A 19,563-nucleotide genomic window follows, 5' to 3' on the forward strand; every position below is an offset into this window, starting at 1 on the left:
ATGACTCCATCGTAGGACTAGCGCGCCGGCATTTTTCGCCGACAAAATTGCCGATACAGCACAGCGCGCGCGTTCTCGCCGCGATAACTCGCGGTTTTGCGTTGCACCACGCGAAACGCTCGGGCACCATGCGCGGACAGGAAGATCGTCCTAGCCATGCGCGTTTCGCGATGTCACAGTCACGGTAAATGTCATCAAAGTGAGGAGGCCGCGTGCCCCGCCCGAACAACCACGATCCGATCGAATACCGGGCTTTCACGCTCGACGACATCCCCGCGGCGCATGCGTTGTCGGCGTCCGTCAAATGGCGGCATCGCGCGGACGACTGGCGGTTCGCGGCGCGTATCGGCAGCGGCTTCGCGGCGGTCGACAGCGAAGGCGCGCTTGTCGGCACGGCGCTCGCATTTCAGTTCGGCACGGACGCGGCGACGCTCGGCATGTTCATCGTGGCGCCGGAGCATCAGCGGCGCGGCATAGGACGCGCCCTGCTCGACAGGCTTCGTGCGAAGTTCGATTCGCGCATGCTGCTGGTCCATGCATCGAACGAAGGCAGGCCCTTGTGCGAGGCACGTGGCTTCGCTTACATCGACACCGTTCATCAACATCAGGGCGCGGCGTTTCAGCCGCCGCTCGTTTCGCTGCCGCCGGGCGAACGGCTGCGCCCGATCGGCGCGAAAGATACGCCGCGTCTTGCCGCGCTGGCATCGCGTGCGAGCGGGCTGGACCGCACCGAGCTGATGCCGCCGTTGCTCGATATCGCGAGCGGCATCGCGCTCGATCGCGACGGCGAGCTGATCGGCTTCGCGCTCTTTCGGCGCTTCGGCGACGGTCATGTGATCGGCCCGGTCATCGCGCCCGAATCGCCCGGTCAGAGCCGTGCGAAAGCATTGATCAGCTACTGGCTCGCGCTGAACGCGGGCATGTTCGTGCGCGTCGATACGCCGTTGCGATATGGGCTATCGTCGTGGCTCGAAGGGCTCGGCCTGCCGCTCGTCGATACGATCGATCAGATGGCCGCCAATGGCAAGCCATCATCCGATGCGACGCTCGTGCAGTTCGCGCTGACGAGTCAGGCGGTGTGGTGATCGGGCTTCGCGCGCGCCGCCGAAGTCGAAACTACGATGCCGACACCGAACGCTCGCGCTGCCAGCAACGCAACCCGAACAGCGGCACGACGCCGTAAGCGTGATCGAGCATGTCGGAGAGCAGACTCTCGTAACGCTCCCAGCGTATCTCGTCGATGAAAAGGCATATCTCCAGCGCGACGACCGCGGTCGTCGATTGCACATGACGAATCACGAGCGGCATGTCGCGCCGCACCGCCGGATGCTCGCGAAAATACGCACCGAGATAGATGCGATATAAACCGAGATTCGTGCGGCGCTCGCCTTCCTCCATTGCGAGCGGTTGCGGAATCGATTCGCGCAGCCGCGCGAGCAATGCATCGTCGGGATAGCGGATGGTGTCCACGTCGAAGTGAATCGCGTGCCGCAGACGACGCGCGCCCGATGCGATCATCCCGCGCCAGTTCTTCACGCTGTTCGTCAACAGAAGCTGGCTCGGCAGCATGACGATGGTGTTGTCGAAGTTGCGCACCTTGATCGTGTTCAACGCGATGTCGATCACGACGCCATCGGCGACATAACCCGGCACTTCGATCCAGTCGCCCACGCGCAGCATGTCGTAAGCCGCAAGCTGAATGCTCGCGACGAAACCGAGCAGCGAATCGCGAAAGATGATGATGAGCAGCGCCGTGATCGCCGACAGACCCGTCAGCAGATAGACGGGCGATCGTTCCAGCAATAACGACACGACCGCGATCAGCGCGATCAGATATACGACGATCGTCGCGATCTGCAGAAAGCTCTTGATGGGCCGCTCGCCCGCGGACGGGAAGTGACTGTATCGCTCGTCGATGCTGTCACGCAATGCAAGCGCCGCGCGCACCAGCGTGTACACCATGTAGCAGGCCGCGAGAATCGCAAGGGGCTTGCCGAGCGCGGGGATGATCGGAAACGTGAGACCGGTGAGCAGCGGCGCGGACGCGTAGATGATTCCCGCCGGCACGAGCGGCGCAAGCCGATGAAACACGCGATGACGCTGTGCCGCGACCAGCCACATGCGCCCTTTCTTGCGTGCGAGCCGGCTGACGACAAGAAGCATGACCGAACGGGTCACGTAGTAGCAGATGACGCTCGCGAGCAGAATGCCCAGCAGCATCGCGGCCACGATCAGGGTCGCGACGAGCCAGCTCTCGGTGGCGACGTGGACCTGCCAGTCCGGTCCCACTTCGAAATGCAAGGTGTTGCCGAACATGGACGCTCCCCGTGGGCGAACCGATGTGATTGTTCAGGCGAATCGGACGTGACGCTTGCTGTGCGGAATATTGTAGTAGTGTCGCTGGCATTATCGACAGTGAAACGATGCCTGCGCGCCCCTTCGCTTCTCACGATTTTCCCGCTACAATTCGGTCCCCTTGCCCAGGTGGCGGAATTGGTAGACGCACTATCTTGAGGGGGTAGCGCCGCGAGGCGTTCGGGTTCGAGTCCCGACCTGGGCACCAGTCTTCTTCTCTTCCTTGCGGCCCGCTCGCGCCTTGGGCGTCTCCGGCGGCGCGGTCAACCCCGCGACAGCCGCGCCCGACTGCATCAAGAACTCCCTGAACGCATTCGCGACCTGAGGCAGCCTGCGCTCCGACATATGCACGACATGCCACGCGCGTTCTATCGGCGTCGCCGGCACGGGCAATGTCGCGAGCAGACCGGCCTGCATCTCGAGCGCGCACGCATGCAGTGATAGAAACGCGACGCCGAGCCCCGCTTCGACGAGCTGCTTGATCGCCTCGTTGCTCGATAGCTCCGATGCAGCATGCAGCTTCAATCCCGCTTCCTTGAAAAGCCCTTCGATCGCGACGCGTGTGCCCGAGCCGCGCTCTCTCACGAGCAGATTCGCCGCTTCGACATCGGTCAGATCGAGACGCTTCGCGCGCATCAACGGATGCGACGGCGCGGCGACGAACGCCATCGGATGCTTCGCGAACGCGGCGGCGCTCGTACGCAATTCGCGCGGCTGCCGGCCCATGATCGCGAGATCGATCTCGTTCGTCGCGAGCATGCGCACGATGTCATCGCGATTGCCGATGCGAAATTGCAGCTTCACGCCAGGCCGTTCCTTCGTGAAGCGCACGAGCAGCGGCGGCACGAGATATTCCGCCGTCGTGATCGCACCGATGCGCAACGTGCCACCCAGTTCGCCGCGCAATGCCGCAACCTCTTCGCCAGCCTCGTTCCACAGGCTCAGAATTTCGTTCGCATAGCGCGCCATCACTTCGCCCGCGGCCGTGAGCTGCACTTCGCGGCCGACGCGGCGCAAGAGCGGCGTGCCCGCCGCCTCGCCCAAGAGCGAAATCTGCAGCGACACGGCCGGCTGCGTGAGATGCAGTTCATCGGCCGCGCCCGAAATGCTGCCCACGCGCGCGACGGTCTGCAGCGTGCGCAATTGACGGAAGGTCGTCGTCTTTAACATTAGTGAAAACTTATGAGTCGGCGATAAATACTAAATAGCGCAAATGTTTTCGCGACCTTATATTTTTTCCGACGAGGTAGTCAAGCATTCAGACAGCACTTCCGGGAGAGCCATGATGTTGAATTCTTATGCACGGCGCCAGGTGGATTCGCCCCATCGCATCGTCATCGTGGGCGGCGGCGCAGCCGGTCTCGAACTCGCGACGCGTCTCGGCAACAGCGCCGGCAAGCGCAAGCGCGCGGACGTGATTCTCGTCGACCGCTTTCCGACGCACTTCTGGAAGCCGCTTCTGCACGAAGTCGCTTCAGGACAGATCGATGCGTCGAGCCATCAGATCGATTACGCCGCGCACGCGAAGTGGAATCACTTCCGCTTCGAACAAGGTGCGCTCGCGAACATCGATCGCGGCCGACGGGAAATCGTCATCGGCGAGACGACCGATAGTGACGGCCGCCCGCTGTTGCCGAAGCGCACGCTCGCATTCGATACGCTCGTGCTCGCGCTCGGCAGCGTGACGAACTTCTTTTCGATTCCGGGCGCGGAGCAGCATGCGCTGACGCTGGAAACCGTGGAGCAGGCGGAGACGTTCAGGCGGCGTCTCTTGTCGAGCCTGCTGCGTTCGAGCCGCGCGCGGCAGGCGGCGCCCGGCGCGGCGAGCGCGCCCGTTTCGGTGACGGTGATCGGCGGCGGTGCGACGGGCGTCGAACTGGCGGCGGCGTTGCGCGGCTCGGCGGAAATGCTGCGCGACTATCACCTCGCATCGCTCGATCCGGCGCGCGACATCCGCATCCGTCTGCTCGAAGGCGCGCCGCACGTGCTGCCCGCGCTGCCCGAGCGCATTTCGACGCGCGCTCAGGACGTGCTCGCGGGACTCGGCGTGGAAGTGCGGCTCGGTTGCCGCGTGCGTTCGGTCGATGCGAATGCCGTGTCGACGGCGGACGGCGAGACGCTCGCGAGCGACATCACGATCTGGGCCGCGGGCGTCGAAGGTCCGCCCGTGCTGCGCACGCTCGCGGGCTTGCCGCTGAACCGGCTCGGACAAGTGATCGTCGATGCAACCTTGCAGATCGAACCCGGCTCAGGCATCTACGCGATGGGCGATTGCGCCGCGTGCCCCGCATCGAAAGGCGATGCGCTCGTACCGCCGCGCGCGCAGGCCGCGTGGCAGCAAGCCGTCTATCTCGCCGATGCCCTGGCACGCCGCCTCGACGATCGCGCCGTGCCGCGCTTCGCTTATCGCGATCAAGGCACGCTGATATCGTTCGGGCGCGCGGGCGCGGCGGGCGCGCTGATGAGCGAGCTTCTGCGCCGGCCGCTGTTCATCGACGGATGGTTCGCGGCCTCGTGCTACCGGCATCTGTATCGCCGGCACATCATGGGGCTCACCGGCGTGAAGCGCGCGGCAATGTACGCTGCGAGCCAATGGCTGCGCGAACGCGTGCGGCCGACGGTAAAGCTGAACTGACGCGAACTCAGCGCATCGCGACGGCTTCGCCGGACTGCGTGCGGCCGGACACGAGGCATTGCGATCTGAACGCGTCGCGCTGGCTGCTCGCGGCAGCCTGGCTGAAGCCCTTGCCGAGCGCGTCGAACTCGACCTGCGCCGCGCTCTGCGCACACGACGACGCGGCGATGTCGCGTCCCTGCGCGTGTAGCATGGCGCGATCGGCGACGAGATAAGCAACGAGCGCGATTACGACGGCCTTGAATGTTCTCTTCATGCTTGTCTCCTTGCGTTCTAGGCTAAGGGCCGCGCGGCTCCGGGCAAATCAGGGCAACCCCGGAGCGAACGCACGGTTTTTTCGACGCCGCGCCCGCCAAAGCGCCGATCCATGCGGGGATCGGCAACACTGTCAAGCCCGTTCGGCGCAATGAATTTGATACGCCGCAACGCACAAAAATCTTTTCTTTTAGGGTATGCTCGTTAACCCTTAGGAATACGCCCAGACTGCGCACCCGCGAGCACGCCCCGCGCACTCTTCCCGCCTTACATTCCACTGTCACCGCGCCCGTTTCGCGAATAACCGTTCGCGCGATGGCCGCGCTTTGCGTCTGATTTCGACCAAGCCCATGCACCTGCCGTCAGTTCTCAGCTTTCTCATCTGGATTCCCGTCGTGTCGGGCATTTTCGTGCTGACGTTCAGCGCGTCGGCCACGCTCTCGCGCGCCGTCGCCCTGTTCGGCGCGGTGCTCGGCCTGCTGCCGGTCGTGCCGCTGCTGTCGCGCTTCGATGCCGCGTCGGGCGCGATGCAGTTCGTCGAGCGCGTCGAATGGCTGCCGCAGTTCGGCATCTCTTACCACCTGGGTGTCGACGGCATTTCGCTGTGGTTCACCGTGCTGACCGCCGTGACGACGCTCATTATCTTCGTCGCGTCGTGGAAGTCGGTCACGAAGCAGGTCGCGCAGTACTACGGCGCGTTTCTCGTGCTCTCGGGGTGCATGCAGGGCGTGTTCGCATCGCTCGACGGCATGCTGTTCTTCGTGTTCTTCGAGGCGTCGCTGATTCCGCTGTATCTGCTGATCGGCACGTGGGGCGGCGAGCGGCGCGTGTACGCGGCCATTCGCTTCTTCTTTTTCTCGCTGCTCGGCTCGCTTGCAATGCTGGCCGCGCTGATCTATCTGTGGACGCAGGCCCATACCTTCGACATCGACGCATGGCGTCAGCTCAAGCTTGGCTTCACGCCGCAGATCGTCGTCTTCATCTGCCTGCTCGCGGCTTTCTCGGTCAAGGTGCCGATGTGGCCGGTGCATACGTGGCTGCCCGACGTGAACTCGGAAGGCCCGACGGGCGCGGCAGTGCTGCTCGGCATGCTGAAGATCGGCGGCTACGGCATGCTGCGCTACGTGTTGCCGATCGTGCCCGATGCCGCGCACTTCTTCGCCCCGGCGATGATCGCGCTCGCGCTCGTCGCCGTGATCTACGGCAGCCTCGTCGCGCTCGCGCAAACCGACATGCGCAAGCTGCTCGCGTATTCGGCGGTGGCGCACATGGGTCTCGTGACGCTCGGCCTCTTCACTTTCGACCGCCTCGGCACCGAAGGCGCGGTCGTGCAGATGCTGTCGTACGGCATCGTGTCCGGCGCGATGCTGCTGTGCACCGGCGTGCTCGTCGAGCGCACCAAAAACGGCTCGATCGATGCCTACGGCGGCGTCGCCAACACGATGCCCCGCTTCGCCGTCTGCGCGATGCTGTTCTCGATGGCCAACGTCGGCCTGCCGGGCACGTCGGGTTTCGTCGGCGAATTTCTGGTGCTGATGGGCGCAATCCGCCTGAACTTCTGGATCGGCGCGGCGGCTGCGACGTCGCTGATCCTGAGCGCGGCCTACACGCTCTGGATGGTCAAGCGCGTGATCTTCGGCGCGGTGAAGAACGAGCGCGTGGCGGGCCTGCGCGATCTCGGCAAGCGCGAACTCGTGCTGTTCGGCGCGATGGCCGTGCTCGTGCTCGGCATCGGCGTGCATCCGAAGACGTTCACGGACGCGATGGGCCCGTCCGTCGAAAGCCTGCTCTCCGCGGTACAAAGCTCGACGCTGCCGGACGACGCCAGCGCGCCGTCCTACAACGCGCGCCGCGACGCCGCTTCAGAGCGCACGCCGGGCTGATCTCCGGCAGAACTCGTAGGACGCCGCTAACATTTCCGGTGTTCGCGGACACATGCTGCCGCGGCGCCGCTCTATACTGAACGGCGCCGCTTTCGTTTTGCGCGCCCGTTCCATCCGAATTTGAAATTGCAATCGTACGATTCGCAGTCAATGGAGGCCTGGACATGAAGAAGAATTCCGCAGCCATCTGGATTCTCGCCGCGATGATCATCGGTATCGGCGTCGGCTACATGATCTTCACGAGCTTCCCCGACAAGAAAACCGCCACCGAGATCGCCGGCTACATCTCACTCGTATCCGACGTCTTCCTGCGCCTCATCAAGATGCTGATCGGGCCGCTCGTGTTCTCCACGCTCGTCGTCGGCATCGCGCACATGGGCGACGCCGCCTCGGTCGGGCGCGTGTTCGCCAAGGCGCTCGGCTGGTTCCTGACCGCGTCGCTCATCTCGCTGCTGCTCGGCCTGCTGATGTCGAATCTGCTCAAGCCCGGCGACAACCTCGGGCTGCCGCTGCCGGATATCGGCGCGTCGGCGAATCTCGCCACGTCGAAGTTCACGTTGAAGGATTTCGTGAGCCACATGGTGCCGCGCTCGTTCGCCGAAGCGATGGCCAACAACGAGATCCTGCAGATCGTCGTGTTCTCGATGTTCTTCGGCGTCGCGCTCGCCGCGCTCGGCGAACGCGGCAAGATTCTGCTCGCCGCGATCGATCAGCTCTCGCACGTGATGCTCAAGATTACCGGCTACGTGATGAAACTCGCGCCCCTTGCGGTGCTCGCCGCGATGGCCGCCACCGTCGCGGTCAACGGGCTCACCATTTTGCTGAAATTCGCCGTCTTCATGGCCGATTTCTACGTGAGCCTCTTTCTGCTGTGGGGCCTGCTCGTGCTCGCGGGCTTCGTGTTCCTGCGCAGGCGCGTGTTCAGGCTGCTGTCGCTCATCAAGGAAGCGTTCATGCTGTCGTTCGCGACCGCGAGTTCCGAAGCGGCGTATCCGAAGATCCTCGACGCGCTTGACCGCTTCGGCGTGAAGCGCAAGATCTCCAGCTTCGTGATGCCGATGGGTTACTCGTTCAACCTCGACGGCTCGATGATGTACTGCACCTTCGCGACGCTCTTCATCGCGCAGGCATACAACATCCATCTGCCGATCAGCACGCAGATCACGATGCTGCTGATCCTCATGCTGACGTCGAAGGGCATGGCGGGCGTGCCGCGCGCATCGCTCGTCGTGATCGCGGCCACGCTCAATCACTTCAACATTCCCGAAGCCGGCCTGCTGCTGATACTCGGCGTCGATACGTTCCTCGACATGGGACGCTCCGCGACGAACGCGGTCGGCAACTCGATCGCGAGCGCAGTGGTCGCGAAGTGGGAAGGCGAACTGCTGCCGGAATCGGAGGCGGCGGCGAACGCGGCGCGCATCGAGGCCGAACAGGAAGCCTCGATCGCGCATCCCGCCGAAGTCTGACGGAGGCGAGCCATGAAGACGCTGCACTTCCTGGCGGCGCTGGCCGTGGCCGGCGTCATCGCCTTTGCATCGACCGCGCGCGCGGCCGACGATGCACCCACGCCGCCGCAGAACGCCGACGCCTACGCGCCCGCGACGCTTACCGGCACGCTCGCGAAGGTGCGCGACACGGGCACGATCGCGCTTGGCTATCGCGATGCTTCGGTGCCGTTTTCGTATCTCGACGCGCGCAAGAAACCCATCGGCTATTCGATCGAATTGTGCAAGTCGCTCGCCGCCGCGATCGGCAACGCGGTGCACAGAAACCTGAGCATCCGCTGGGTGCCCGTGACGCCGGAGAATCGCATCGATGCGCTCGTCGATGGCCGCGTCGATCTCGAATGCGGATCGACCACGAGCAACCTCGAGCGGCAGAAACGCGTGGCCTTCTCGCCGATATTCTTCGTCGCCGGAACGAAGGTGATGGTCAAACAAGGCTCGCCGATCCGCTCGTTTCGCGATCTCGCAGGCAAGAAAGTCGCGGTGACGGCGGGCACGACGAACGAGAGGGCGTTGCGCGAGCTCGACAAGAAGTTCGGCCTCGGCATGCAGTTGCAGGTGGTGCCGGACCATGCGGAAGGCTTCGCGCGGGTGGCGAACGGACAGGCCGATGCCTTCGCCACCGACGACGTGCTGCTGTACGGCCTCATTGCGGAGAACGCGTCGAAGGGCGGCGCGTATCAGGTGATCGGCGATTATCTGTCGTACGACCCCTACGGCATCATGTATCGCAAGAACGATCCGCAGCTCGCGCAAGTGGTGAAGGACACGTTCCAGGAACTCGCCGCCGATGGCGAGATCGAGCGGCAATACAAGCGCTGGTTCCTGCAACGTCTGCCATCGGGCACGAGCCTCGACATGCCGATGAGCGCGCAACTCGAAAGCATCATCGAATCGATGGCGGGCGGCGAGGCGCAGTGAGCGCGCGCTTTCAGACGGAGCTTGCCGGCATGACGCGGTTGCGGCCACGCGCTTTCGCGTCGTAGAGCGCTTCGTCGGCGGCGCGGATGAGCGCGCTCACGTCGTCATCGCGTTCGGGCCGCCAGCTTGCAAGGCCGATGCTCGCCGTGACGCGGCCGAATTCGCTGCCCGCGTGCTCGATCGACAGATCGCTGATGGCCGCGCGAATCTTCTCCGCGATTTTCGCGGCGCCGTCGGCTGGGGTGTCGGGCAGCACGACGACGAATTCCTCGCCACCATAGCGCGCGGCCGTGTCGGCGGGCCGCCGGATGTTGTCGCCGATGCAGCGCGCGACCGCCGCGAGCGCATCGTCGCCGGCCTGATGACCGTAGGCGTCGTTGAAGGCCTTGAAGCGGTCGATATCGACGAACAGCAGCGAAAAGAGGCTGCGCGTGCGGCGCGCGCGGCGCCATTCCTGATCGAGAATTTCGCCGAGCGTGCGGCGGTTGTGCAGGCCCGTGAGACCGTCGGTGCGCGCGAGCAATTGCAGTTCAGACTCCGCGCGCATGCGCCGCCTGAATTGCGCGGCGAGCACAAACGACAGCGCGATGAAGCCGATCGCGAGCACGCCCATCGACGAGCCGATGATGATCGCGCGATGCCGCCACGCCGCGTAGATATCCTCTTCCCCTTCGGCCACCATGATGATGAGCGGCAGGTTCGGAAAGTTGCGGAAATAATAGAGCCTGCGCCGGCCGTCGATCGACGATGTCTCGCTGAAACTGCCCTGCTCCGCCGCGCGGAAATGTTTGAAGGTATCGGCGTGGCTGATGTCGCGGCCGATGACGTGCGCATCGAAAGGCTGGCGCATGATCATGAGGCCGTCGTGACTGATGAGCGACACGGCGCCGTGCGGCCCGAGCGAAAGCCCCGCGAAAAGATTGCGAAAGTATTCGAGGTTGATGGCGAGCATCGCGACGCCCGCGAACGAGCCGTCGGGATGCGAGAGCCTGCGCGAGAGCGCGATGCTGAGCGCGCCCCCGCGCAGCCGCGACGCGTAAGGACCGCTGATGTAAAGCCCCGCATTGGGGTTGTCGCGCTGAACGGTGAAGTAGCTCCGATCCGCGAAGTTGCCCGGTCGCGGTTCGAGGCTGCCCGAATCGATGACGATCTTGCCGCTCTCATCGAGCACGAGGATCGAGCCTAGATCGCGGGCGGTCGCTGCGCGATCGAACAGCACGTCGTTGCGCAACTGCGGCGGCAGGCCGATCACATCGTCGCGCTGCACGCCTTCCACGACGGCCTGCAATGACAGCTCGTACAACTCGAAATTACGTTCGATGTCGCGTTCGGCGAGCAGCGCGAGATTGCGCGACGTGTCGCGTGCGCGGTCGAGCGCATCGAGCCTCGCCTGATAGAGCACCAGCGCGCACAGCGCCACCATGACGAGCGCGATGAGGGTGCCGCACAGCACGATGACATTGGGCGTCGACGATTGCGCACGCGCCGGCGGAGGGATTCTGACACTCGGGTTGTAGATATTTTCGGTGGCCACTATTTGGAAGTCCCGGAAATCTGGCTCGCGAGTTGTCTTTGCTCTGCACGGTCCTCGGTCAGCGAGCTAGCGCGATATTCTCTCCTATTTGTATGAGTTGGGGGTGATGGGGCGTGCCAGGGCAACATACCGCGCAAGATGATGATCCTCATCCCCGAGTTGATGATCGATCATCACGAGCCGCTTCGCATAGTGAGCCAGCGGCAATTCCCACGTCATGCCGATGCCGCCATGCATCTGGATCGACTCTTCCGCGACGCGCGCGCCGATGTGCCCAATCGAATACTTCGCCGCCGACAACGCACGCTCACGCTCGATGCCCGCTTCACCAACCGCCGCCGCCGCATTGATCGCGGCCGAACGCGCCTGCTCGATTTCCAGCAGCACATCGGCCATGCGATGCTGCAGCGCCTGGAACGCGCCGATCGGCATGCCGAACTGCTTACGCGTGCGCAGATATTCGAGCGTGTGCTCTTTCGCAACATCCATCGCGCCCACGGCTTCCGACGCGAGCGCGACGAGCCCGTAGCCGATCGCATGCGTGAGCGTCGCGTATGCATCGCCTTCGTTGCCGACGAGCGCATCGGCATCGAGCGTCACGTCATCGAAAGACACGTCCGCCACACGTCCGCCATCGATCCTCCGATGACCGCGCACGTTCACGCCTTGCGCATCGCGTGCAACGATGAAGAGCGACATGCCCGCCTCGTCATCTTCGCCGCCCGACGTGCGCGCCGACACGAGCAGCACGTCCGCATGTTCGCCCTGCCGCACGACGCTCTTCACGCCATTGAGCGTCCAGCCGTCGCCGTGCCGCGCGGCGCGCGTGTTCACGCGTGCAAGCTCGTAGTGCGAGCCCGGTTCGTCGTGCGCGAACGCCGCGATGACATCGCCCTCGATCATCTTCGCAATGAGCGCGCGCTGCTTCTCGTCGCCCGCATGCGCGAGCGCGCGCCCAACGATCAGCGCATCGAGAAACGGTTCGACGACGAGCCCGCGCCCGAGCGCTTCGAACACGACGGAGACATCGAAGCCATCGCCGCCGAAGCCGCCGACGGAGTCATCGAAGAACGCGCCGATAATGCCAAGCTCGCAAAAGCGCCGCCACATGTCGCGGCTGAAGCCTTCCTGCGATCGCGCGATCTTGTTGCGCGCATCGAATCCATATTGCTCGACGATGAAGCGGTTCAGCGAATCCGCGAGCATCCGCCGGTCTTCCGTATGCTGGAAATCCATCGTGCGCTTCCTTTAGAGTCCAAGCATCATCTTCGCGATGATGTTCTTCTGTATTTCGTTGGAGCCGCCGAAGATCGACAGCTTGCGGTTGTTGAAATACTGCGCCGCCGCGTTCGATACTTCGCCATCCTGACTGTCCACCGACTGCATCGCATGTGGCCCCATCGCGCGACGCATCAGCGACGAGATTTCCTGACGAATCTCCGTGCCGCGAATCTTCAGCATCGAGCTTTCCGCACCCGGCGCGCCGCCGCCCGCGACCGCCGCGAGCACGCGCAGATTCGTCGTCTTCATGTTCTCCAGATCGATCTCGACACGGGCGAGCCGCGCGGCGAACAGCGGATCGTCGATGAGCGCGCGGCCATTGCATCGCGCCTCGGCCGCCGCCGCCTTCAGCCGTTGCAGCGCCGCGACCGAAAAGCCCACGCCCGCGATATTCGTGCGCTCGTAGGTCAGCAGATACTTCGCGTAGGTCCAGCCCTTGTTCTCTTCGCCGACGAGATTCGCCGCGGGCACGCGCACATCCGTGAAGAAGACTTCGTTGACTTCGTGCTCGCCGTCGAGCGTGACGATGGGCCTCACTTCGACGCCCGGCGTGTTCATGTCGATGAGCAGAAAACTGATGCCCTCCTGCTTGCGTGCTTCCTGCGACGTGCGCACGAGGCAGAAGATCATGTTCGCATAGTGCGCAAGCGTGGTCCACGTCTTCTGTCCGTTGACGATGTAGTGCTCACCTTCATCGTCGATACCCCGCACCGCCGATGTCCGCACCGCAGCGAGATCGGATCCCGCGCCCGGTTCCGAATAACCCTGGCACCACCAGTCGGCGCCATCGAGAATACGCGGCAGCCAGTGACGCTTCTGCGCATCGCTGCCGTATTTGATGAGCACCGGCGCAAGCATGTTCACGCCGAACGGCACGATGCGCGGCGCGCCCGCAATAGCGCATTCGTTCTCGAAGATGAACCGCTGCACCGCGCTCCAGCCAGGGCCGCCGTATTCCTTCGGCCAGTGGTTCGCGAGCCAGCCTTTCGCGTTGAGTATGCCGTGCCATTGCGCCATGTCGTCGCGCGTCAGGCGCTCGCCCGTGCGTGCCTTTTGCGCGACATGTTCAGGAAGCGACGTGCGCAGAAACGCGAGCACGTCGGCGCGAAACGCTTCTTCGTCTGCGGTGAATTTGAGGTCCATGACTGCGGTTCCATGAAGAGAATCAAAGCCTGCTTCAAGCCGTCCGGTTCAGGCTTGCGAAATCCGCGCCGCGTTCGACGAGATCGACGAGCAACGGCGATGCGCGCCAGAAGAGCGGATCGTCCTTCGCGAATGCGCGGATATCGGCGAGCACGTTGGCGAGGCCCACCGTATCGGCGTAATGCATCGGGCCGCCGCGATGACGCGGAAAACCGAAGCCGTGCATCAACGTGGCATCGACATCGAGCGGACGCTGCGCGATGCCTTCGTGCACGATGTTCGCGCCTTCGTTGATCATCGCGGCGAGATAGCGGCGCACGATCTGCTCATCGCTGAATGTACGCGGTTCGACGCCCGCGCGCTTGCGCTCGGCTTCGATGATCGCTTCGACTTCGGCATCGGGCTGGCCGATGCGCGCGCCATCGTCGTAACGATAGTAGCCGCGTCCCGTCTTCTGGCCGAACCAGCCGCGCTCGCACAACATATCGCCGATACGCACATAGCGCGCATCCGGATCGCGCGTCGCGGCGCGGCGCTTTCTTGCTGCCCAGCCGATATCGCCGCCCGCGAGATCGATGACCTGATACGGTCCCATCGGAAAGCCGAAGTCGCGCACGGCGCGGTCGATCTGATACGGCGATGCGCCATCTTCCATAAGTTGATCCGCCGCCGCGCGATACACCGCGAGCATGCGATTGCCGATGAAACCGTCGCACACTCCAGCGCGCACTGCGACCTTCTTCAGCTTCTTCGCGAGCTCGAAACCGGTCGCGACGACATCGGGCAAGACGCGCGGGGGCACGACCACTTCGAGCAGTTTCATGATGTTCGCGGGCGAAAAGAAGTGCAGCCCGAGCACGTCTTGCGGGCGCGAGATGCTGGCCGCGATTTCGTCGATGTCGAGATAGGACGTGTTGGTCGCGAGCACGGCGCCCGGCTTGCAGACGCGATCGAGTTGCGCGAACACGGCCTTCTTCACCTCCATGTCCTCGAACACGGCTTCGATGACGAGGTCGGCATCGGCGAGCGCATCGTAATTCGTCGCACCTTCGAAGCGGCTCAGCGCCCGCTCCTTCGTTTCGTGCGTGATGCGCTCTTTCGCGATCAGCGCGTCGTAGACCTTTTCGATGTGCGCCCGCCCGCGCTCGAGCGATGCCTCGTCGCGCTCGATCATCTTCACCGCGAGGCCCGAATCGAGCAGCGCGACGGCGATGCCAGCGCCCATCGTGCCGCCGCCGATCACGCCGATCGTGTTCAGCGCGCGCGGTTGCGCAACGCGCGTTTCGGGCGACTTCTGCGTTTCGCGCTCGGCGAAGAACGCATGCACGAGACCCGCGCGCTGCGGGCTTTCGCGGCATTCGACGAATCGTTCGCGCTCGAACCGCAAGCCTTCATCGAACGGAAGCTGGAGCGCCGCTTCCACGCAATCGACGATCTTCAACGGCGACAGCAATCCGCGCGACTTCTTCTGCGTTTCGGCGCGCGCTGCGGCGATGGCGGCTGCGCCAGCCTCCTTGTCCGCGAGTCCGCGCGCGTGCTTCGTGCGGCGCGGCGCGGCCTTCGTCGCGATCAGTTCGTGCGCGTAAGCGAGTCCTTCGGCGAACACGTCATCGCTCTGGCCGACGCGATCGACGAGTCCGAGGCGCAGCGCTTCCTGAGCGCCGGCATGACGTCCGCTCAGCATCAACGAAAGCGCCGCTCGTGCGCCGATCAGCCGCGCCGTGCGCTGCGTGCCGCCCGCGCCGGGCAAGAGGCCCAGTTGCACTTCGGGCAGGCCGAGCTTCGCGCCCTCGACCGCGATCCGGTAATGCGACGCGAGCGCGACTTCCAGCCCGCCGCCGAGCGCCGCGCCGTGAATCGCCGCGACAACGGGCTTGCCGCACGCCTCGATGCGATTGCACACCTCCGGCAGCGACGGCGGCACGGCAGGCTTGCCGAACTCGCGGATATCCGCGCCCGCGATGAAGTTGCGCCCGGCGCCGACGATCAGCACCGCGCGCACGGACGCATCGGCATCGGCGGCTTCGATCGCGTCGATGAGACCGCGCCGCACGGCGCCATCGATCGCGTTCACGGGCGCATGGTCGATCGTCACGACGAGGACGCCGCCGCGCGATGCATGTTGGACGGTGGCTGCTGCGTCGGGCGCGCTCGAAAGCGTCATGGGCGAAGTCTCCTGAGTCGATATTTTCAGTTTGGCGTGAAAGCATTTTCGCGGGGACAGGCTTCCTTGACAATCACAGCACCGATTGACAGACTGTCAAATCACCTTTGACAATCGAGCCGATGTGGACGTCAACGAACTCACGCTGCTGGTCGAAATTCTCGATGCTGGCAATCTGAGCGAAGCCGCGCGACGCCTCAAGATGAGCCGCGCCAATGTCAGCTATCACCTGAATCAGCTCGAAAAATCCGTCGGCTTGCAGCTCGTGCGGCGGACCACGCGCCGCGTCGAACCGACCGAACTCGGCCTCAAGCTCTACGAACACGGCCTTTCCATCCGCAACGCGCTGCTCGCCGCGCAGGAATCCGTGTCGACGCTCGGGCAACGGCTGCAAGGGCGCGTGCGTCTGTCGGTGCCGAGCGGTTACGGGCAGCTCGTGATGTCGGAATGGCTGATTGCGTTCAAGCGCGAATACCCGGATATCGTGCTCGACGTGATGTTCGAAAATCGCGTGGAAGATTTGATGCGCGACGAAATCGATATCGCCGTGCGCGTGATGCCCGAGCCGCCGCCGAGTCTCGTCGCGCGCGACATGGGGCCGGTGCGTTACGTAGCGTGCGCATCGTCCGCTTATGCCGATGTCCACGGCATGCCAACGAAGCTCGAAGAACTGCGCGTCGTGCCGGTAATTACCGCGACGGTCGTCGGCAAACAGACGCGCGTCGCCGCCTATCTCGACGACGAGCGTCACGAAGTGCTTCTCGAACCGAGCCTCATCTCCGAGAACTTTCTCTTTCTGCGCGATGCGATTCTCGCGGGTCTGGGCGTCGGCATCGTGCCGGATTACGTCGTGTCGGAGGACATGAAGCGCGGCGCGGTCGTCACGGCGCTCGACGAATGGCGTCTCAGCATCTTCGGCACGCACATGTATATGCTGTACATGCCGAACCGGCATCACACGCGCGCGACGCTCGCGTTCATCGACTTCATGCTCGACCGCGCGCACATGGCGGGGCGTGGCCGGCGTTAGAGCGCCCTCGTTACGCCTTGCGTCTGCGCTCCGCAAACCAGATCGCCGCCGACATCAACGCGATGCCCGCCATCTGCACGCCGCTCAGGCGCTCGTCGAACACCAGCCAGTCGATGACGATCGCCACCGCCGGATAGACGAACTGGAACAGTGCGACGCGCGCGGTATCGAGCCGCGCCACGCCGATATACATCAGCGTGTACGCGAGGCCCGTGTGGATCAGCCCGAGGCCCCCGAGCCACGCCCACGACATGCCCCATGCGGGCCAGCCGTGCTGCATCGGCCAGAAAAACAGCAACGACGTGCCGATCGCGCATTGCCACCACGCGAGCACGCCGGCGGGCAGCGCATGCAACCCTTTCGCGATGAGCGTCACGCCCGCCATGCAGAGCGATCCCGCGAGACACGCGGTCACGCCGAGCCAGTACCCTGCCTGCGAAGCGCCGCCCGCCGTATGCTCGGCGATGCCCGTCGCGAGCACGAGCCCGCCCATCGCCACCGATACCGCGACGATGCGCTGGGCACCGATCGCTTCCTTGAGCCACAGCGCCGCGAACACGAGCACCCACATCGGCTGAACGTGGAACAACACGATCGCGACACCCGTCGACATGCGTTCGATCGCGCCGAAGAAGAGCGCCCAGCTCGCCACCATCAGCACGCCGGCGGCCAGCACGCGCGGCGCCTGCGCTCGCGTCACGCGCAAGAAGCTTATCTGCCGACGCGCGATCAGCCACGCACTCATGCCAATGAGGCCGAACGCGCAGCGAAACCATGTCGCGGTCAGCGGATCGGCCTTCGCTTCATGCAGAAAGACGCCGATCGTGCCGAGCAGCGTGCAGCCGAGCAGAAAGGGCAACGCGCCCGGCGCGTACCGCGTTTCATCGCGCGTGGCGACTTGATTGATGGAAGTGTTCGTGTTCATGCGGCCAGCGTGTGCCGCGACGGACCGGACGAAAAGCGCATAATTCGAAGCTCATCCATTCGATTTTCGAAAGCAGTATTCGAACGATGAAACAAAACGATCTGCAAATGGACTGGCTCAAGTGCTTCGTCGCCGTCGTCGACGCGGGTTCGCTGTCGAGCGCGGCGGGCGAGGTGCATCGCTCGCAATCGGCGGTGAGCATGCAGTTGAAGAAGCTCGAAAGCGCGCTGGGGCTGCGTCTCATCGAACGCGGCTCGCGCACGCTCGAACTCACGCACGACGGCCGGACGCTGCTCGGCTATGCGCGGCGCATCCTCGATCTGCACGCAGAAGCGCAGGTCGCGCTGCAAGGCGACCATCTCACGGGCCGCGTACGCCTCGGCGTGCCCGACGACTACGCGGCGAAATATTTGACGCCCGTGCTCAGGCGCTTTGCGCCACGGCATAGCGGCGTCGAGATTGAGTTGATCTGCGAGCAATCGACGTCGCTGATTCCGCGCATCGCGAATAACGAACTCGATATCGCGCTCGTCTCGCGCGATCACGGCCGGCGCGGCACGCTTCTGTTCCATGAGCCGATGGTCTGGGTCGGCGCAACGCAATTCGAGCTATGGCGACGCGATCCGCTGCCCATCGCCGTCTATGAAAGCACGAGCCTCGCGCGGCGCAGCGCGATTCATTCGCTCGCGCAACAGGGGCGCAGATACAAGGTGGTCTACAACAGTTCGAGTCTGGCGGGGCAGATTGCCGCTGTCGAAAGCGGGCTGGCGGTCGCCGCGCTGACGCAATGCAGCGCGCCGGAGTATCTGCACGTGCTCGGCAGCGATGAAGGCCTCGGGCCGCTCGAACCGATGGAAGTCGCCGTCTATCGCAGCCGCGACTCGCGCGGCTCGAAAGCGGTGGACAGCCTGCATAGCCTGCTCGTGAAGACGCTCAGGCAATCGGCATCAGTCTGATCGATGCCGATGTGACGCGATGCCTTCGATCTCGACGAGCAGGTCGGCACGGCAGATATCGGCGTGCAGGAAGCGGATATTCGCATCGCGATGAAACGCCGCGCGCGCCAGGTCCTTCACGCGCGGCAAATCCGCGAAATGCCGGTAATAGACCTTGATCTGATCGAGATCGTGCAGCGCAAACCCATCATGCGCGCCCTGCGCCCGTAGATTGTCCGCGCCGATCAGATGCGCGATGTTGCCGGTCGCGACGCGCCATTGCGCATCGAGATCGCCTTCGTGCATCGTTTCGTGTCCGAGGATGCTGGCCGTGCCCGACACGAACAGCGCGTCGCGCAACAAGGTGCCGCGCGCGAAGCTCGGCGGCTTCGGACCATAGCGCTGCGGATACGCATACGCGGGCGTCTGACGCGAGTTCTCGATGTGACGCGGCGACGCGTTGCGGCACGCCAGAAAATAGAAGCCGACGCCCTCGCCTCGCGTGCCGATGCCCGTCGCGGCCGGCATGCCGAAGGCTTCCGCGTAAGCCTGCTCGAACGCGAGCGCGCGTCCACGGCAGAAATCGCGATACACCTCGAGCCCTTCGCCATTCGCACCGTTGATATGCGCGATGAAATTCCACATGCGGAATATCTTCGGAAAACCGAGCTGTTCGACGAGCGCAAACGCATCGCCGTAAGCCTCGCGCGTGGCATCGGTGTAGTGCGCGGATGACGCAATGTTGCCCGCGCAAAAGAGAAACGCGTCGTCGTGCGCGAAGACGAGATCCTTGAAGCGTCCGCTGCTCACAGGTCCGGCGCTCGTCCAGATTTCGGCGAAGGCGTCGCGCGCATCGTCCGACATCGCGAGATGCAGCGTCGGCACACCGTGTTCGATGCGCGCCGGCCCGCTCGTCGCGCCGAAGACGACACGCGCGAGCGCGTTGGCGCCGGCTTCAGCGTCGCAACCGATGAACCGGGATCCGATCATCGCG

15 protein-coding genes, 1 tRNA gene and 1 pseudogene are annotated in these 19,563 nt (G+C 64.3%); 8 read left to right on the forward strand and 9 right to left on the reverse strand.

Going from position 1 to position 19,563, the window contains the following annotated elements:
• Nucleotides 1-212 precede the first annotated feature (212 nt).
• Nucleotides 213-1,085 (forward strand): GNAT family N-acetyltransferase, encoded by an 873-nt coding sequence (locus AWB77_RS10710; protein WP_061134392.1) that lies wholly within the window; start codon nt 213-215, stop codon nt 1,083-1,085.
• A gap of 31 nt (nt 1,086-1,116) precedes the next feature.
• On the opposite strand, the gene AWB77_RS10715 is transcribed toward AWB77_RS10710, so the two are convergent.
• Nucleotides 1,117-2,316, reverse strand: coding sequence for a mechanosensitive ion channel family protein (locus AWB77_RS10715; RefSeq protein WP_061134393.1), 1,200 nt, complete (start codon nt 2,314-2,316; stop codon nt 1,117-1,119).
• Between the two features lie 162 nt (nt 2,317-2,478).
• On the opposite strand from AWB77_RS10715, the gene AWB77_RS10720 reads away from it, so the two are divergent.
• Nucleotides 2,479-2,563, forward strand: a tRNA-Leu gene (locus AWB77_RS10720).
• 44 nt (nt 2,564-2,607) lie between these two features.
• On the opposite strand, the pseudogene AWB77_RS10725 reads toward AWB77_RS10720, so the two are convergent.
• A pseudogene (locus tag AWB77_RS10725) lies at nt 2,608-3,525 on the reverse strand (LysR family transcriptional regulator); the annotation flags it as partial.
• A 112-nt stretch (nt 3,526-3,637) separates the two neighbouring features.
• On the opposite strand from AWB77_RS10725, the gene AWB77_RS10730 reads away from it, so the two are divergent.
• Nucleotides 3,638-4,990, forward strand: coding sequence for an NAD(P)/FAD-dependent oxidoreductase (locus AWB77_RS10730; RefSeq protein WP_061134394.1), 1,353 nt, complete (start codon nt 3,638-3,640; stop codon nt 4,988-4,990).
• 7 nt (nt 4,991-4,997) lie between these two features.
• Here the strand turns inward: AWB77_RS10730 and AWB77_RS10735 are convergent, their stop codons facing one another.
• Nucleotides 4,998-5,246, reverse strand: coding sequence for a hypothetical protein (locus tag AWB77_RS10735; RefSeq protein ID WP_061134395.1), 249 nt, complete (start codon nt 5,244-5,246; stop codon nt 4,998-5,000).
• A 349-nt stretch (nt 5,247-5,595) separates the two neighbouring features.
• Here AWB77_RS10735 and AWB77_RS10740 point away from each other — a divergent pair, with 349 nt between their 5' ends.
• The 3 genes from AWB77_RS10740 to AWB77_RS10750 all read left to right on the forward strand — a co-directional run bounded on the left by AWB77_RS10740 (nt 5,596) and on the right by AWB77_RS10750 (nt 9,557).
• Nucleotides 5,596-7,128 carry a complex I subunit 4 family protein gene (locus AWB77_RS10740; RefSeq protein ID WP_061134396.1) on the forward strand — a complete coding sequence of 511 codons (1,533 nt, stop codon included), beginning with the start codon at nt 5,596-5,598 and terminating at the stop codon, nt 7,126-7,128.
• 164 nt (nt 7,129-7,292) lie between these two features.
• A complete protein-coding gene (locus tag AWB77_RS10745) occupies nt 7,293-8,597 on the forward strand; it encodes a dicarboxylate/amino acid:cation symporter (RefSeq protein ID WP_061134397.1) in 1,305 nt (434 codons plus the stop codon).
• Nucleotides 8,598-8,609: 12 nt separating this feature from the next.
• Nucleotides 8,610-9,557, forward strand: a complete 948-nt coding sequence (locus tag AWB77_RS10750) for an amino acid ABC transporter substrate-binding protein (protein WP_061134398.1) — start codon at nt 8,610-8,612, stop codon at nt 9,555-9,557.
• Nucleotides 9,558-9,567: 10 nt separating this feature from the next.
• Here the strand turns inward: AWB77_RS10750 and AWB77_RS10755 are convergent, their stop codons facing one another.
• From AWB77_RS10755 to AWB77_RS10770, 4 genes are all read right to left on the reverse strand, one after another.
• Nucleotides 9,568-11,091, reverse strand: a complete 1,524-nt coding sequence (locus AWB77_RS10755) for a sensor domain-containing diguanylate cyclase (RefSeq protein ID WP_061134399.1) — start codon at nt 11,089-11,091, stop codon at nt 9,568-9,570.
• An 84-nt stretch (nt 11,092-11,175) separates the two neighbouring features.
• Nucleotides 11,176-12,327, reverse strand: coding sequence for an acyl-CoA dehydrogenase family protein (locus AWB77_RS10760; protein ID WP_061134400.1), 1,152 nt, complete (start codon nt 12,325-12,327; stop codon nt 11,176-11,178).
• A gap of 12 nt (nt 12,328-12,339) precedes the next feature.
• Entirely contained in the window at nt 12,340-13,515 is a 1,176-nt protein-coding gene (locus AWB77_RS10765) for an acyl-CoA dehydrogenase family protein (RefSeq protein WP_061134401.1), read from the reverse strand.
• A 34-nt stretch (nt 13,516-13,549) separates the two neighbouring features.
• On the reverse strand, nt 13,550-15,679 hold the full coding sequence (locus AWB77_RS10770) for a 3-hydroxyacyl-CoA dehydrogenase NAD-binding domain-containing protein (RefSeq protein ID WP_061134402.1): 2,130 nt from the start codon (nt 15,677-15,679) through the stop codon (nt 13,550-13,552).
• Between the two features lie 124 nt (nt 15,680-15,803).
• On the opposite strand from AWB77_RS10770, the gene AWB77_RS10775 reads away from it, so the two are divergent.
• Entirely contained in the window at nt 15,804-16,709 is a 906-nt protein-coding gene (locus AWB77_RS10775; protein ID WP_061134403.1) for a LysR family transcriptional regulator, read from the forward strand.
• Nucleotides 16,710-16,719: 10 nt separating this feature from the next.
• Here AWB77_RS10775 and AWB77_RS10780 read toward each other — a convergent pair whose 3' ends face one another.
• On the reverse strand, nt 16,720-17,634 hold the full coding sequence (locus AWB77_RS10780) for a DMT family transporter (RefSeq protein WP_082852631.1): 915 nt from the start codon (nt 17,632-17,634) through the stop codon (nt 16,720-16,722).
• 86 nt (nt 17,635-17,720) lie between these two features.
• Here AWB77_RS10780 and AWB77_RS10785 point away from each other — a divergent pair, with 86 nt between their 5' ends.
• A complete protein-coding gene (locus AWB77_RS10785; RefSeq protein WP_061134404.1) occupies nt 17,721-18,590 on the forward strand; it encodes a LysR family transcriptional regulator in 870 nt (289 codons plus the stop codon).
• Here AWB77_RS10785 and AWB77_RS10790 read toward each other — a convergent pair.
• The gene (locus tag AWB77_RS10790; RefSeq protein WP_061134470.1) at nt 18,582-19,559 is read right to left on the reverse strand and encodes an FkbO/Hyg5 family chorismatase; all 978 of its coding nucleotides are present in this window, start codon (nt 19,557-19,559) and stop codon (nt 18,582-18,584) included. The two genes, AWB77_RS10785 and AWB77_RS10790, sit on opposite strands and share 9 nt — an antisense overlap.
• Between the last annotated feature and the right edge of the window lie 4 nt (nt 19,560-19,563).

The sequence above is a fragment of the Caballeronia fortuita genome (assembly GCF_001544835.2).
Lineage (GTDB): Bacteria > Pseudomonadota > Gammaproteobacteria > Burkholderiales > Burkholderiaceae > Caballeronia > Caballeronia fortuita.

What these genes read in the sequence shown, in the direction of transcription:
- AWB77_RS10715 (WP_061134393.1), bottom strand. Translation starts at nt 2,316, where the DNA reads ATGTTCGGCAACACCTTGCATTTCGAAGTGGGACCGGACTGGCAGGTC.
- AWB77_RS10730 (WP_061134394.1), top strand. Translation starts at nt 3,638, where the DNA reads ATGATGTTGAATTCTTATGCACGGCGCCAGGTGGATTCGCCCCATCGC.
- AWB77_RS10735 (WP_061134395.1), bottom strand. Translation starts at nt 5,246, where the DNA reads ATGAAGAGAACATTCAAGGCCGTCGTAATCGCGCTCGTTGCTTATCTC.
- AWB77_RS10740 (WP_061134396.1), top strand. Translation starts at nt 5,596, where the DNA reads ATGCACCTGCCGTCAGTTCTCAGCTTTCTCATCTGGATTCCCGTCGTG.
- AWB77_RS10745 (WP_061134397.1), top strand. Translation starts at nt 7,293, where the DNA reads ATGAAGAAGAATTCCGCAGCCATCTGGATTCTCGCCGCGATGATCATC.
- AWB77_RS10750 (WP_061134398.1), top strand. Translation starts at nt 8,610, where the DNA reads ATGAAGACGCTGCACTTCCTGGCGGCGCTGGCCGTGGCCGGCGTCATC.
- AWB77_RS10760 (WP_061134400.1), bottom strand. Translation starts at nt 12,327, where the DNA reads ATGGATTTCCAGCATACGGAAGACCGGCGGATGCTCGCGGATTCGCTG.
- AWB77_RS10765 (WP_061134401.1), bottom strand. Translation starts at nt 13,515, where the DNA reads ATGGACCTCAAATTCACCGCAGACGAAGAAGCGTTTCGCGCCGACGTG.
- AWB77_RS10770 (WP_061134402.1), bottom strand. Translation starts at nt 15,679, where the DNA reads ATGACGCTTTCGAGCGCGCCCGACGCAGCAGCCACCGTCCAACATGCA.
- AWB77_RS10780 (WP_082852631.1), bottom strand. Translation starts at nt 17,634, where the DNA reads ATGAACACGAACACTTCCATCAATCAAGTCGCCACGCGCGATGAAACG.
- AWB77_RS10785 (WP_061134404.1), top strand. Translation starts at nt 17,721, where the DNA reads ATGAAACAAAACGATCTGCAAATGGACTGGCTCAAGTGCTTCGTCGCC.
- AWB77_RS10790 (WP_061134470.1), bottom strand. Translation starts at nt 19,559, where the DNA reads ATGATCGGATCCCGGTTCATCGGTTGCGACGCTGAAGCCGGCGCCAAC.